Raw genomic sequence first — 14,633 nt, 5'->3', positions numbered from 1 at the left:
AAACGATCAGCCAGTGGACATCCGGGCTGAGATTTCGGCGCGCGCGAGATCCATCCCGCTGCGATAGTCGCTCTTGCCGCTCGCATGGCGCGGCAGGACCGCAACGCGGATGATCGTGCGCGGCTGCTTGTAGGCGGCAAGGTCGCGCGAGAGCGCCGCGCGAAGCGCCTGATCGTCGGGACTGTCGCCTGCCTCGATCAGCGCGGTGACGGCGCTGCCCCACTTGGGATCGGGCAGGCCGAACACCATCGCATCGGCGACGCCGTCGATGCGCTTCAGCGCCTCCTCGACCTCTTCGACGAAGACCTTTTCGCCGCCGGTGTTGATGCACATGCTGCCACGGCCAAGCAGGCGGAAGCGCCCGTCGGGCAGGCGCTCGGCCATGTCGCCCGGAACCGCATAGGCCTGCCCCTCGATGGTGCGATAGACGCTTGCGGTCTTTTCAGGATCGCCGTGATAGCCCGCGCCGAACGGCGGTCGGCGTGCGAGCCAACCCGAACCGACTTCGTCGTCGGCGAGCACGCGGCCCGTCTCCTGATCGATGATCACCGTCTGCCGACCCGGTTCGAACAGCCCGGTTGGCGTGGCGCGATCCTTGTTGGTAATCGCATAGCCGAAGCCCGAGGCTTCGGACGCGCCCAGAATGTCGAGCAGCGTGAGTTGGGGCAGCGCCTCAAGCAGCGCCGCTTTGACCTGTTCGGACCACATCAGCCCCGCCGACGAGATCAGCCGCAGCACGCTCAGATCCCAGCGCCCCGGATTGGCGAGCAGCGTATCCGCCATCGGGCGCGCAAAGGCGTCGCCGACGATCAGGATGCGGGTGACGCCCTGCCGCTCGGCCTCGCTCCACAATTCCTCTGCGCTGAAGCGGTCCGACGGCAGCAGCACCGCGGTACCGCCGACGAGCAATTCGGCGAGCGAACTGTTGAGCCCGGCGCCGTGCATCAGCGGACAGGCCGGCATGACGCGGCCGACTGCGCCTTTCAGCACCTGCGCGATATGGTCGTCCATACTCGCCGGCGTCGATACCGCGACGGGGGATTCGAGCTGCGAGCGCCGCGCGTCAGCCGAACGCCACATCACGCCTTTCGGACGTCCGGTGGTGCCGCCGGTATAGAGGAGGTACCCATCGTCGGGCGACCGCACGATCCCCAGCGGCGACGCATCACCCTCCGACACGATCCCATCATAAGCACCGTCACCGCCGATCTGCACGGCATAGGTCAGATGGTCGATCGCACTGCCGATCAGCGGCGCGACGACCGGACCGAACTCGTCCTGATAGAAAAGCCCTGCCGCCTGACAGTCGCGCAGCACATATTCGATCTCGGACGTCGTGTAGCGGTAGTTCAGATTGACGTGCGTCAGTCGCGCCTTGAACGCGGCGGCAGCAATTTCGATGAATTCGGGGATGTTGCGCGCGAGGATCGCGATGCGCGCGCCGACGGGTAGCCCCGCCGCCAGCATCGCGCGCGCCAACCGGTTCGAGCGTGCGTCGAAATCGGCCCAGTAAGTGACCTGGTCGCCGCGAATGATTGCGGGCCGATCGCCCGGCACATGCGCCGCGGTCGCGTCCAGCAGGTCGCCGAAATTCCAGTCCATGACGCCCGCTCCGGTCAGCAGCCGCGGAACACGGGAGCGCGCTTTTCGACAAAGGCCGCCACCGCTTCCTGCGCATCATGAGACGTCGACAGCTTTGCGGTGTTACCCTGTTCGTAGATATAGCCGTCGCGCAGCGTCATATTTTCGATCGTGCGCATGCTGTCCTTGGCATAGCGCGTCGCGAGCGGGCTCTTCGACGCGATCACCGCCGCCATCTCCAGGCAATAGGGCAGAAGTTCGTCGGCTGGCAGGCAGGCCTCGATGATGCCGCGGCGGTACATTTCGGACGCGGGCGCGCGATAGCCGGTGAGCATCATCCGCCGCGTCAGCGAGTGCGGGACGATGCGCGACGTATGCTTGCCGCCGCCCATCAGGCCGACGTCGATTTCGGGCAGGCCGAAGACGGCGTTTTCGGACGCCACGATGATGTCGCAGCTCGCGGCAAGGCCGAAGCCGGCGCCAAGTGCGGGGCCATTGACGGCGGCGATGACGGGCTTGGCGCAATCGGCGATCGAATAGGCAACTTCACGGACGACGCGGTTGCGGTTCCAGCGCGTTCCGGGGATCGAGAGGTCAGGCCGATTTTTCAGATCGGCGCCGGCGCTGAAGCATTTGCCTGCTCCGGTGAGCACGGCGACGCGGACATCGTCGCGGTCGTTGAAGCTGTCGAAGACGTCGGTGAGTTCCTGGAGCATGTCCAGCGCGGCGGCGTTGACCGGCGCGTTATCAAGCGTAACGAGCGCGACATGGTTTTCGATTTCGGTGCGAATGCTACCCATTGATTTGTCTCCCATTTGCCGGGAGTCTTTGCATCGCGGCGGCGGGATAGCGGTGCGAAAGCCGCGAGACATGCCGAAAATCTCATTCTGGATTGATCGCCCCTGCACGGAATCGCGCTTGTGATTATCGGCGCCCAACCCGCCGCGCACATTGCCCTTGCCGCCGCAAAGAAAGAACGGGGGCCGACCGCTCTTCAAGGGGCGGCGATATGATTTAAAGCCAGCGCACCCCCTTCGAGGCGAACCGCCACCGAAAGGAAGAACGGAAGCGCGATTCACCAGGGAGTGGACAATGAACACACACAGCAAGCGTCTTTTGACGGGGGTCGGCTTCGCCGCCATGATGATCGCTGCGCCCGCATTCGCGCAGGATGAAACCGCGCGGGACGACAGCGCGCAGGAAGAAGCGCAGTCCGGCAGCAGCGGCCTTGGCGACATTGTCGTGACCGCGACCAAGCGCGGATCGGCCCAGAACGTCCAGGACGTGCCGATCGCGATCACCGCTTTCGGTTCGAACGAACTCGACAGCATCCACGCGCGCTCTATCTCGAGCGTCAGCTATGCGGTTCCGAACGCTTCGCTCGAAAGCGTTGGCACGACGCCCGGCTATGCGAACTTCTCGATCCGCGGCCTCGGGATCAACAGCTCGATCCCCTCGATCGACCCCACCGTCGGCGTGTTCGTCGACGGCGTCTATCTGGGCGTCAGCGCGGGCGTTCTGTTCGACACCTTCGACCTTGAAGGCGTCGAAATCCTCCGCGGCCCGCAGGGGCTGCTGTTTGGTCGCAACGTCACCGGCGGCGCTGTGCTGTTGCGCACCACCACCCCGTCGAACCGCTTCCGCCTTGACGCGAAGGCGGGACTATCGACCGGCCTTGAAAAGCGGGCGAGCATCTCGGTGTCGGGTCCGATCGCCGGCGATGTGCTGAGCGGCAAGGTGGCGGTCTATTACAACGACGACGATGGCTGGTTCAAAAACGACTTCGACGGCAAGAAGATCGGCGGCAGCAAAACCCTGATCATGCGCTCGGCGTTGCGCCTGCAGCCCAACGACAGCTTCGATCTCGTCCTGCGCTACGAACATGGCCGGATTCGCGGCGACGGCCCGGCGGTGACCAATCATGGACTTTATCCGCGCGACAGCTTCCGCGTGAACCAGAATTATGCCGGTTTCGTGAAAACCGACTGGGATCAGGGCATCGCCGAGCTGAACATCGACACAGCCTTTGGGGACGGCAAGATCACCAACATCGCCGCCGTGCGCGCGCTGTCCAACGACTCGGGCGCCGATATCGACGGCTCGCCGGCGACGAACCTGCACTCGCGCAACAACATCCACCAGTGGCAGTTCAGCAACGAGCTGCGCTACGCGGGCACCTTCGGGGCCTTCGATGTCACGACCGGCCTCTTCTACTTCAATCAGGACATCAACTATGCCGAACAGCGCCTGCTGTCGGGCGGCGCGCTGACCGTTTCCGGGGGCGGACGCCAGAAGCAGCGCACCGGCGGCATCTTCGCCACCGTCGACTGGCGCGTCACTGAACAGCTGACTTTCAGCGTCGGCGCACGCTATTCGGCCGAGGAAAAGGACGTCCAGGTTCGCTCGATCGGCGTCGGGGGCTGCAACCTCGACGTTCTGCGGTGCAGCTATGACTTCACCGACAAGGACAATTGGGACGGCTTTACGCCGCGCATCGGCGTCCAGTTCAAGCCGACCGAGGACACGTTGCTCTATGCCTCGTTCGCCAAGGGCTTCCGCAGCGGCGGCTACAACTTCCGCAATCTCAATCCCAATGTCGCGCCGGGTCCGTTCGACCAGGAAAAGCAGGACGCCTATGAAATCGGCCTCAAGCAGGACATTGGCGGTTTCGCACGCGCCAACCTCGCCGGCTTCTACAGTCGCATCAACGGCACCCAGCGCGAATTCCAGGCGCCGTTCGCACCTTTCGGCAATTTCCAGATCATCACCAACGCGGCCGACGTGTCGATCAAGGGGATCGAAGGCGAACTGCTCGTCAAGCCCGTCGCCGGCCTGACGATTGCCGGCCAGTTCGGCTACACCAAGGGCAAATATGAAAATATTCTGTTCGATCTCAACGCCGACGGCGTCATCAACGATGCCGATTATGCGCTGAAGCTGCCGCGCCTGTCGCCGTGGAGCTATGGCGGATCGATCACCTACGCCACCAGCCTTGGCGGCGATTTCGACGCGGAGGCCCGCGTCGGCGCGAACCACCGCGATGCCGCCTTCTATAATGACCAGAACACAGGCCTGCTGCGCGCGGCCACGATGGTCGATGCCAGCCTCGCGATCACGCACGGCCGGGTGAAGGTGTCAGTCTATGGCAATAATCTGCTCAACGAGGCGACCTTCGGTACCGAGGCGCCGCTGCCATTCTTCGCCGGATCAACCTTCTCGCCCCTCAACAAGGGCCGCGTCTACGGCGTTGAAGTCGGATATAAATTCTAACCTCTCTCTCCCACTGGAGCCCGCCGAAAGCGGGCTCCATTTTTATGGGCTCTCTCAAAATGACAAAATCACTCGCAGGGCGCGTCGCGCTCGTCACCGGCGCGTCGCGCGGCCTCGGCCGCGACATCGCGCTCAAGCTCATCGCCAACGGTGCGTCGGTCGCATTGCTCGACCGCAAGGCGCATTGGGCCGAAGACCTTGTCCAGCAGATCGCGGCCAACGGCGGCAAGGCGATCGTGCTCGGCTGCGACGTGTCCGACGGCCCCGCGCTGCATGAAGCGTTCGATATTGCCGCGGCCGAACTCGGCGGCATCGACATCGTCGTCAACAATGCGATGTGGACCAAATACTCGCCGATCGAGGGCATCGACGCCGAAAGCCTCGACAAAATGCTCGGCGTCGGCATCGCAGGCATCATCTGGGGCACGCAGGCCGCGGCGAAACATATGCGCGCGCGCGGCAGCGGGTCGATCATCAACATCGCTTCGGTGTCCGCGCACCTGGGCCTCCCCAACGCGATGGCCTATTGCGGGGTCAAGGCAGCGGTCGAGGGCATGACGCGCTCATCGGCGATCGAACTCGCGCCATCGGCCATTCGCGTCAACGCCGTCGCACCATCGACGGTCGCGACCGAGGGCGTCCGCGCCATGCTCGACGATGCGACTTTCGAAGCACGCGTCGCGAGCACTCCGCTCGGCCGGCTCGGAGAAACGTCGGATATCGCCGAGGCGGTCCTGTTCTTCGCCGACAGCGTCCGTTCGGGCTTCGTCACCGGTCAGTCACTGCTGGTCGACGGCGGCATTTCGATAGCGCTTCGCTGATCCTTTAAAGATAGATGCCTTCCGCGATTCCGGGGGCGCCAAGTCCCCGGATCGCGGTAATCCGTCCGGCGTCGGGATGATCGGCGATCAACCGGTGCCCCGAATTGGCGATGCTCGTCAGATATAGCGTATCGAGATTTGGCCCGCCGAATGCCGGGCAGGACGGGTAAGGCAGCGGCACCGGAATCGATCGTAGCAGCGTGCCGTCGGGCGCGTAGCAGCCGACCGCCTGCGCCAACACCAAAGCCACCCATATCCGCCCCTCGGCATCGACGGTCGCGCCGTCGGCGCCCGATCCCCCATAGGCTTGGCAATCGGCGAGGTCGCGGCGCTTGCCAATCTTGCCGGTGGCTTGGTCATAGTCGTAACGACGCAGCTTCCCGTCGAGGCTGTCGGCGAAATAGAGGGCATCGCCGGCAGGCGAGAAACAGATCGCGTTGCCAATACCGATCCCGCTTTCAATCTGCTCGATCGCGCCGTCAGCATCGAGCCGAAACAGCGCCCCGGCCCCCACCGCATCGCCGGTTCGCATCGACGCCGCGAGAAAGCGTCCGGCGCGATCGGCCTTCCCATCGTTTAGCCGCGTTTCAGGTGCCATGCCGGGCCGCACAATCAGGGTGATGGAGCCTGTCGAGGCATCGAACCGATAAAATCCGTCGGCGAGCGCGATGATGAGGCCACCCGTCGCCAGGCCGATGCTGCCGATCGGCCGGCCCAGATCCCAGCTCACCTGATCCTGACCCTCGGCACCGCTCGCGTACAGGCGGCCCGCACTCGAATCCACCCACCAGAGCCGCGCGCTGCGATGATCCCACAGCGGGCTTTCGCCAAGGCCCGCAACGCCGGCATCCAGCAGATCGACTTCGATGGGCATGAAACACTCTCCTCTTTCGACCGAGGATAGGCGTCCGCGCGTCCGCACGCGCGGCCCACCGCGCAGGGCCGCCCCATTATTCCAAATGAAATGCTTATTCGGCGGCGATTTCCAGATCGTCCTCGTCACCCGGCACGTGCTGATCCTGCGGGAAGCGGCCGCGAAATTCCGCAATCGTGTCGCGCATGATTTCGACAAATTCGGCGCGGCGCGGCGACAGGCGCGCGGTCGTGCCGCCAATCCCGATGACAAGCGGAATGCCGTGGATACTCTCGCCGAGCGGCATCGCGATGGAGGCGATCCCGGGTACCGGATGCTCGGGCCAATAGACATAGCCGGTGTGACGTATCCAGCGGATCCGGCTCATCACATCCTCCAGCGTGATCCGCCGGTCGGGGTTAAGTTCGTAATAGTTGGAATAGCGGTAGATCTTGTCGATCTCGCGGTCGCGCATCCGGCTCATCAACGCCATGCCTGATGTCGCGTCGAGCATCAGCCGCATCTCGCCCGGATTGGGCGGGCGCTTATGCGGATGATCGGGCACCCGCATCATCACATATTGGATGAACAGGTCGTTTTGCGTGACGAGAACGATCGTCTCGTCGGTCTTGCGATAAAGCTCGTCGATGAGCCAGCTGTAGCCGCTGCCGAAGGCGACATGGCCATAGAGCCAGCTGCCGAGCGAGGCGACCTGAAGCGTGGGCAAATAGGTGCGTGTGTTGCGATTGTAATTGAGGTAGCCCTCGATCACCATGCTCTTGAGCAGGTTCGTCGTACTCGACTGCGGATAGCCGAGCGCCGAGTAGATTTCGTTGAGGCGCAGCGGCGCGCGGCGGTCGCGGAACAGTTCGAGCACCTCGAAGGTGCGTGAGGCCGATTTGACGGGCTTTCTCTTCATCTCTCCATCCCAACACCAGCGGGCAAACACGCCTGAGCCGTCGGTTCGATCGCCGTCCTCAGACGGTCTCTGATGAAGATATGATAACTTCAAAGGCCGCCAAGCGGCCAAAACCGCGGGTTTCGCGAATTATATCACATATGTGATTTCCGGGCGAGCCTCAGATCGATGTCCGAACAGCAGCGAAATGCCGTGCAATCCGCTCACCCCAGAGCCGCCGAAGCCGCGGCGGGCCGTCGTGCCCCATCGTCTCGTCGACTTCGATCAGAGCGCCCGGAATCGTTTCCGCCGTCTCGATCGCGCGTTCCAGCGGGATCACCTTGTCTTGGCGACCATGAAGGATCAGCGTCGGCACGCGCACCGCGCCGAGCGACGGGCGAAGATCGGGCACGGCAAGGCTTGCCGCGAAATGCCGTGCCGTGCCGCCGCGGTGGATTCCATGACGCCAGGCCGTACGAGCCTCCTCCGCGACACGTCCGGCGTCGAAATCCCCCGCCACCCCATTCACCTGCGCCACGCCAAGTTGGCGCACGACATAGGCGTCCTCATCGGGAATATCTTCGGCCATCAACCGGTCGAGCGCAGCATCGGGCACCGCATCGGCCATCGACCGGCTCATCGCCATGACGAGCGCCAGACCGAGAACGCAGCCCGGATTCCGGATAGCAATCTGCTGCGCCACCAGTCCGCCGATCGACCGACCGACGAAATGCGCCGCCGCGATGCCCTCGGCGTCCAGCACCGCCAGCACGTCTGCCGCCATATCCGCGATTCCATAGGGCGGCGGGGTATTGCCCCGCCCCAGCGCAGCCGCCTTGATCGCATGCAGGTCGGGATGCGTATCGATCAGCGCCGTCGAACGCCCCGTATCGCGGCTGTCGATGCGGATCGGCACGAAACCCTCCGCGACGATCGGCGCGCAAAAGCCATAATCGAAATCGGTCGAGGGCCGCCCCGCACCCGCAAGCAGGATGACGGGCGGCCCGTCGCCCGCGGCCATACGCTCGTAGTGGATGCAGACCGAACCGTTCTTCGCAAACGCCATGAAGCGCCTCCTCGATCCAACCCTGTGCCTTTCCGGCAAACCATGCGCGAGGGCGGCCCGGGACGGGCGTGACAAATCAGCATGGGGATAATGGCGCATCGCGCCACCTCCCGCCCCGCCTGTTCGCGCCCAGTCCCTAATGTGCGGCGATGAACGACGGGCCCGACGCCCGCCATGGAGAGGCCTATGACCATCGAAACCGCGACCCAATCGAGCGCCGAACCAGCGACGGCGCGCATGCCCTATGGCGCGCTCTTCCTGCTGATGATCGTCTACGCCTTCAACATGCTCGACCGGCAGATCGTGACGATCCTCGTCGAGCCGATGAAGGCCGACCTGCACCTTGCCGACTGGCAGATCGGGATGATCAGCGGCCTCGCCTTCGCGCTCTTCTATACGCTGCTCGGCATCCCGCTCGCGCGGGTCGCCGACCGCGGCAACCGCGTCGGGATGATCGCGATTGCGCTGTTCGTGTGGAGCGGCTTCACCGCCCTGTGCGGGCTCGCGCGCAACTTCACCGAACTGCTGCTGGCCCGCATTGGCGTCGGTGTCGGCGAGGCCGGCTGCACCCCCGCTGCGCACAGCCTGATCACCGATTATGTCACGCGCGAACAACGCGGCCGCGCGCTCGCGCTCTACTCGCTCGGGGTGCCGGTGGGTTCGCTCGCAGGCCTCGTCCTCGGCGGCATATTGCTTGCAACGCTGGGCTGGCGCGCCGCTTTCCTGATCGCCGGCATTCCCGGCATCCTGCTCGCCTCGATCGTCTGGTTCGCGCTCGACGAACCGCGCACGCGGGCCATTGCGACACAGGCCACAGTTCCACATATGCCGCTGGGGCAGGTACTGGCGACGCTGCGCCGCCTGCCGAGTTTTTGGTTGATATCCTTCGGAACCGCGATGGGGGCGTTCGGCTATTATGGGCAAGCCTCCTTCTTCGGCTCGCTCTACATGCGCACCCATGTCGAGGGGATCGGCGCAATGGCATCGAGTTGGGGCGTGCCGCCAACGGTCTTCCTCGGCCTCAGCCTCGGCCTGATCGTCGGGCTCGTCGGCATGGTCGGCACCTTCGTCGGCGGCCAACTCGCGGACCGCGCGGCGCGGCGCGGGATCAAGGGCTATACGCTGGTCCCATCGACCTCGCTCGTGATCGCGGCACCGCTGTTCGCGGGCGCTGCGCTCGCGCCGACGGTCACGCTGTCCTTCGCCTTCCTCGCCTGCGCGATCTTCGTCCACGCACTCAACTACGGTTCGGTCTTCGCCTCGGTGCAGACGCTCGTCCCGGCACGGGTGCGCGCGATGGCGGCGGCGGTGCAACTGTTCGTGACCAATGCGATCGGCCTCGCCTTGGGGCCGCTGTTCGTCGGCATCGCGAGCGACCTGCTCGCGCCATCGCTCGGCAGCGAGCAGGGCTTGCGCGCCGCGATGGCGCTCGTCGCGCTGCCGCTCGCGGCCGGATCGTTGCTGTTCTGGCTGGCGGGGCGGCGGATCGAGGCAGACGAGGCGAAACAGGGCGCCTGAGGCGCCCTGCAAAACGCATCCTATCGGGTCAATTCGGCGAACCGCGCCTTGTGATGATCGCGATCACCATGCGCGAGATCGAGCATCATCTGTCGGCGGAGGTGATGACTGACGATCAGTTCCTCACTGGTGCCGACCCCGCCGTGGAGTTGCACCGCCTGCTGTGCCACCGCAATGCCGCATTGCGCGACGCGGACCTTCGCCGCGGCGATCAGCGACGACGCATCGCCACCGCTGGCGAGCTGCGAGGCGGCGACCATCATCAACGCGCGGGCTTCCTCGCAGGCGACGCTCATGTCGACGACCTTGTGCTGAACGACCTGGAAGCTACCGATCGGGGCGCCGAACTGCTGGCGCGTGCGGACATAGTCGAGCGTCGCGGCGACTGCCGCTTCCATCGAGCCCACGGCTTCGGCCATATGCGCGACAATCGCGCGATCAAGCGCGGCCTCGATGCGGTCCGCGACTTCGCCGATCACACCGACCGGAATGGCGTCCACATCGACGAGGTCGAGGCTGCAATGGCGATGGCTGTCGACCGCGCGGAAACGCTGGATCGCCAGTCCCTCGGCGCCGCTCGGAACAAGGAACAGGCTGATGCCCGCTCGTTCGCCCGGAGCACCCCCAGTGCGCGCGGAGACGAGATACCAGTCGGCATCGGCGCCATCCTCGACATGGGTCTTGGTGCCCGTCAGTTTGAACCTGTCATCAATGGCGGAAGCGCGCGCCGAAATCGCAGCGACGTCAAAATCGTCATCCTCGATGAGCGCCGCCGCAATGCGCACTTGCCCCGCGCCGACCTGTTCGAGCAGCGCAGCGCAATGATCGCCTCCGCCCGTCATCAATGCGGGCGCCAGCACGCAATGGCTGACATAGGCTTCGGTCATCAGATGACGCCCGACACCTTCCATGATTGCCATGATTTCGACCGGTCCGCCGCCAAGGCCACCCTCTTCTTCGGCGATCGGCAGCATCAGCCAGCCGAGTTCAGCCATCTGCGCCCAGCGGCGCGCCGTCCCTTCGCGCCCTTCGGCGAGACGCTTCAGCCGGTCGGCGGCGCTCCATTCATCCTCGCCGAAGCGCTCCACGCTGTCACGCAGCATCTGCTGCTCATCGTTAAAGGCGAACTGCATGGGTCTTCTCCCTCAAAGGCCGAGCGCGCGGCGCGCGATAATGTTGCGCTGGATCTCGCTCGACCCGCCATAGATGGTGGTGACGCGTGCATAGAGCGCGCCCTTGAGCGCGAAGGGCATGTCATCCGGCAATTCGCTTTCGTCGCCCAGCGCGGCGAAATGCTGCGCCTTCGGCCCGAGCGCCTCGACCCACAAGGCCGTTGCCTGCTGCGTCAGTTCGGACCAGCGGAGCTTGACCATCGACCCGCGCGGGCCGGAATCGGCGCCCGCCGCGGCATCGGCCATCAGCCGCAGCACCATTGCCTGCACCGCCACCGCCTCGATCTCGACCTGCGCCAGCTTCGCCCTGAATTCGGGCTTGTCGATCAGGAGGCCGTAAGCGGTCCGCCGCCGTGTCGCCGCCTCGCGCACCGCGCGCAGCGTCTGGGGCAGGAACATCGCGGTCGCCGCGGCGACCATCCGCTCGCGGTCGAGCAGCACCTTGCCGTAGTTCCAGCCCATCCCTTCCTCGCCGACGATGTTGGTCGCGGGAACCCGAACATCGTCGAGAAACACCTCGTTCGTGTGATGCTTTTCGTCGAGCGTATGAATCGGACTGATCCGGATGCCCGGCGTGTCCATATCGACGAGGATCAGCGAAATACCCTGCTGGCGTCGCCCCTCGTTCGAGGTCCGCGCGAGGATGAACATGCGGTCGGCGACATGGGCGTAGCTCGTCCACATCTTGTGGCCGTTGATGACATAATCGTCTCCGTCGCGGTCGGCCCGGGTGCGTAACGCTGCAAGATCGGACCCCGCGCCGGGCTCCGAATAGCCCTGGCACCACCAATCCTCGCCGCTGATGATGCGCGGCAGATAATAATCCTTCTGCGCCTGACTGCCATAGGTGAAGATGATCGGACCGATCAGTTCGAGCCCCTGATGGAATTGCGCGGGCGCGTCGGCGGCCGAGGCTTCGGACCAGAAGATGTGAAGCTGCTGCGGCGTCCAGCCAGTGCCACCATATTCCTTGGGCCATGTCGGCGCCCCCCATCCGCGATCGGCGAGCCGTCGCTGATAGGCGACGAGATTTTCGGGCGACAGGCGCAGGCCGGCCCGGACGGTCTTTTTCCAGTCCTCGGGAATGGAGTTCGCGAAAAAGTCGCGGACGTCCTGCTGAAACTCCCGGTCTTCGGGCGCCAGGTCCAAATTCATGATCGCATCTCCCATAAATTGGGGCTGGCTTAGCCGCGGCACCGGCCTGGTGGCTCGCGGACGGATGGCGAACGCCTCAATTTCGCAAATGTGATTGTCGTCGCGCGCGCTGGGCGACGCTTCGCCCCCGCGCGCGGCTGGGCAATCGTCGCAACCAATCAAGTCCTTAAAGGAGAGGTTTCATGTACGGCCTGATGCAGGCACAGCCCCTGACGACCGCAATGCTGATACGGCACGCGGCGACCAATCATCCGCGCCGCGAGATCGTGTCGCGCCGCGCCGACGGCTCGCTCGAACGATCGGATTGGCAGACGGTGGAGCGCCACGCACGGCACATTGCGGCGGGACTCGCTGACCTGGGCCTGAAGCCCGGCGACCGCGTCGCCACGCTGGCATGGAACCGCCTTCCCCATCTCGAGCTATATTATGGCGTCAGCGGCGCGGGGATGGTGCTGCACACCGTCAACCCGCGCCTGTTTCCCGAACAGATCCGCTACATTATCGATCATGGCGGGGCACGGGTGCTGTGCATCGATCCCGATCTTCTGGCGACCATCGAGCCATTGCTCGCTGACCTGCCAAAGGTCGAGCGCGTCATCATCCTCGCCGATCAGGCGGACATGCCCGAAACCGCGATCGCCGACCCGATTTCGTATCAGAGCCTGACCGACGGCCCGCGGGCAATCGCCCGCTGGCCCGACCTCGACGAAAACAGCGCGAGCGCACTCTGTTACACCAGCGGTACGACAGGCAATCCGAAGGGCGTTCTCTACAGTCACCGCTCGTCCGTGCTGCACGCGATGAGCGCCCTCGCTAACGACAGCATGTCGCTCGGCGCTGCGGACTCGATCCTTGTCGTCACGCCGCTCTTCCACGTCAACGCGTGGGGCATCCCCTATTCGGCGGCGATGGCGGGATCGAAGCTGGTGCTGCCGGGGGCTGCGCTCGACCCGGAATCGCTTTATGAACTGATGCGCGATGAGGCGATCACCTTCTCGCTCGGCGTGCCGACGATCTGGTTCGCTTTCCTCGACCATCTCGAACGCGAGCGCCCGACCGAGGATCGCGAGGCGCTGAAGCTCGATCGTATCTTCACGGGCGGCGCCGCGACCCCGCGCTCGCTGATCGAGCGCTTCCGCAACCTTCTGGGCGTCGAAACGATGCAGGCGTGGGGAATGACCGAAACCAGCCCCGTCGCCACCGTCTGCCGCCCGCTCGCGCATCACGCCGACTTCGACGAGAAGGCGCAGATCGACCTCCGCGCGATGCAGGGCCGCTCGGTTTTCGGCATCGAACTGCGCATCGAGGATCAAGACGGCAAGGAACTGCCGCGCGACGGCGAAGCTGCCGGACTGCTCAAGGTGCGCGGGCCGTGGGTTCTAAGCGCCTATCACGGTCAGTCGGCAGGCAGCGCGCTCGACCCGGATGGCTGGTTCGATACCGGCGACGTCGCGAAAATCGACCCCGATGGCTTCCTCCAGATCACCGACCGGGCGAAAGACGTCATCAAGTCAGGCGGCGAGTGGATTTCGTCGATCGATCTTGAAAATGCCGCCGTCGCGCACCCGAAGGTCGCCGAGGCAGCCGTGATCGGCGTCGCGCATCCCAAATGGCAGGAGCGCCCCCTCCTCCTCCTCCAACTCCACGCCGACGAGACCTGCACAAAGGCTGAAATCATGGATCATCTCGCCGACAAGGTCGCGCGCTGGTGGCTGCCCGACGATGTGATCGTTGTCGAGGAACTGCCGCACACCGCGACCGGCAAGCTGCTCAAGACCGAATTGCGCAAGCGCCACGGCGATCATTTCGCCGCGGCCGCGGACACGGTCACCTGATCGCGAAGACGTGATACATCGGGCCGTCGTTGGTGCGCATGCCGTTGGCGACGGCGATGATGCGGTTGAGCCAGTCATAATCAGGGTGACCGGTGGCGAAGCGCGGTGTGGTGCGGAGATAGAGATCCTCGTACGGCCCCGGCTCGCGCCGCTTGAACCGCTCGGCAGCCTCGGGCGACGTCGGCACGGTCAGGCCGGTGTAGTGCATCGCGATCCGCGCCCCGTCGTCGGTTTCGAGCGCGGTACGGACATCGATGATCATCGACCCGTCGCTGCGCCAGGTCACCCAGTCGGCACCATCGGGCATCACCCGCCCCTTGAGCCGCGGCCCTTCGAACGTCCCGCCATGCACCGGGTAAATGCCCAGCCGGCTTTCGCCGCCGATCGGCTGTGCCCGGTCATAGGCGACGTCGAGCCGCATAACGAATAGTGGCTCCCAAGCCAGCGTCTCGATTCCCATCAGC

Annotated in this window: 12 protein-coding genes; 4 read left to right on the top strand and 8 right to left on the bottom strand. The window is 64.9% G+C overall.

The genetic code is table 11. The annotated features are described in order from the left end of the window. Nucleotides 1-6 precede the first annotated feature (6 nt). Complete coding sequence (locus tag STE01S_RS09165) at nucleotides 7-1,602, bottom strand: AMP-binding protein (RefSeq protein ID WP_062767200.1); 1,596 nt, start codon at nucleotides 1,600-1,602, stop codon at nucleotides 7-9. A gap of 14 nt (nucleotides 1,603-1,616) precedes the next feature. Further along, nucleotides 1,617-2,381 carry an enoyl-CoA hydratase/isomerase family protein gene (locus STE01S_RS09160; RefSeq protein WP_062767198.1) on the bottom strand — a complete coding sequence of 255 codons (765 nt, stop codon included), beginning with the start codon at nucleotides 2,379-2,381 and terminating at the stop codon, nucleotides 1,617-1,619. A 292-nt stretch (nucleotides 2,382-2,673) separates the two neighbouring features. Between STE01S_RS09160 and STE01S_RS09155 the strand changes: the two genes are divergently transcribed. After that, nucleotides 2,674-4,851, top strand: coding sequence for a TonB-dependent receptor (locus STE01S_RS09155; RefSeq protein WP_062767196.1), 2,178 nt, complete (start codon nucleotides 2,674-2,676; stop codon nucleotides 4,849-4,851). A 59-nt stretch (nucleotides 4,852-4,910) separates the two neighbouring features. Then, nucleotides 4,911-5,672: an SDR family NAD(P)-dependent oxidoreductase gene (locus STE01S_RS09150; RefSeq protein ID WP_062767194.1), complete on the top strand. Its 762-nt coding sequence runs from the start codon at nucleotides 4,911-4,913 to the stop codon at nucleotides 5,670-5,672. 4 nt (nucleotides 5,673-5,676) lie between these two features. On the opposite strand, the gene STE01S_RS09145 is transcribed toward STE01S_RS09150, so the two are convergent. From STE01S_RS09145 to STE01S_RS09135, 3 genes are all read right to left on the bottom strand, one after another. Then, a complete protein-coding gene (locus tag STE01S_RS09145; RefSeq protein WP_062767192.1) occupies nucleotides 5,677-6,546 on the bottom strand; it encodes an SMP-30/gluconolactonase/LRE family protein in 870 nt (289 codons plus the stop codon). A 94-nt stretch (nucleotides 6,547-6,640) separates the two neighbouring features. Beyond that, nucleotides 6,641-7,444, bottom strand: coding sequence for an IclR family transcriptional regulator (locus STE01S_RS09140; protein WP_062767191.1), 804 nt, complete (start codon nucleotides 7,442-7,444; stop codon nucleotides 6,641-6,643). A gap of 160 nt (nucleotides 7,445-7,604) precedes the next feature. Beyond that, the gene (locus STE01S_RS09135) at nucleotides 7,605-8,489 is read right to left on the bottom strand and encodes an alpha/beta fold hydrolase (protein WP_062767189.1); all 885 of its coding nucleotides are present in this window, start codon (nucleotides 8,487-8,489) and stop codon (nucleotides 7,605-7,607) included. A gap of 186 nt (nucleotides 8,490-8,675) precedes the next feature. On the opposite strand from STE01S_RS09135, the gene STE01S_RS09130 reads away from it, so the two are divergent. Then, on the top strand, nucleotides 8,676-10,007 hold the full coding sequence (locus STE01S_RS09130; RefSeq protein ID WP_062767188.1) for a spinster family MFS transporter: 1,332 nt from the start codon (nucleotides 8,676-8,678) through the stop codon (nucleotides 10,005-10,007). Nucleotides 10,008-10,027: 20 nt separating this feature from the next. Here the strand turns inward: STE01S_RS09130 and STE01S_RS09125 are convergent, their stop codons facing one another. Together STE01S_RS09125 and STE01S_RS09120 are read right to left on the bottom strand one after the other, a co-directional pair. After that, complete coding sequence (locus STE01S_RS09125) at nucleotides 10,028-11,140, bottom strand: acyl-CoA dehydrogenase family protein (protein WP_062767186.1); 1,113 nt, start codon at nucleotides 11,138-11,140, stop codon at nucleotides 10,028-10,030. 12 nt (nucleotides 11,141-11,152) lie between these two features. Continuing rightward, on the bottom strand, nucleotides 11,153-12,334 hold the full coding sequence (locus STE01S_RS09120) for an acyl-CoA dehydrogenase family protein (protein ID WP_062767184.1): 1,182 nt from the start codon (nucleotides 12,332-12,334) through the stop codon (nucleotides 11,153-11,155). A 182-nt stretch (nucleotides 12,335-12,516) separates the two neighbouring features. Here STE01S_RS09120 and STE01S_RS09115 point away from each other — a divergent pair, with 182 nt between their 5' ends. Then, entirely contained in the window at nucleotides 12,517-14,169 is a 1,653-nt protein-coding gene (locus STE01S_RS09115) for a long-chain fatty acid--CoA ligase (RefSeq protein WP_062767182.1), read from the top strand. Here STE01S_RS09115 and STE01S_RS09110 read toward each other — a convergent pair. Continuing rightward, a complete protein-coding gene (locus STE01S_RS09110) occupies nucleotides 14,162-14,629 on the bottom strand; it encodes a DUF3237 domain-containing protein (protein ID WP_082813281.1) in 468 nt (155 codons plus the stop codon). The two genes, STE01S_RS09115 and STE01S_RS09110, sit on opposite strands and share 8 nt — an antisense overlap. Between the last annotated feature and the right edge of the window lie 4 nt (nucleotides 14,630-14,633).

The organism is Sphingopyxis terrae subsp. terrae NBRC 15098 (assembly GCF_001598815.1).
Lineage (GTDB): Bacteria > Pseudomonadota > Alphaproteobacteria > Sphingomonadales > Sphingomonadaceae > Sphingopyxis > Sphingopyxis terrae.
The sequence above is the reverse complement of the archived record's forward strand: the minus strand, read 5'-3'. Positions and strand labels throughout refer to the sequence as shown.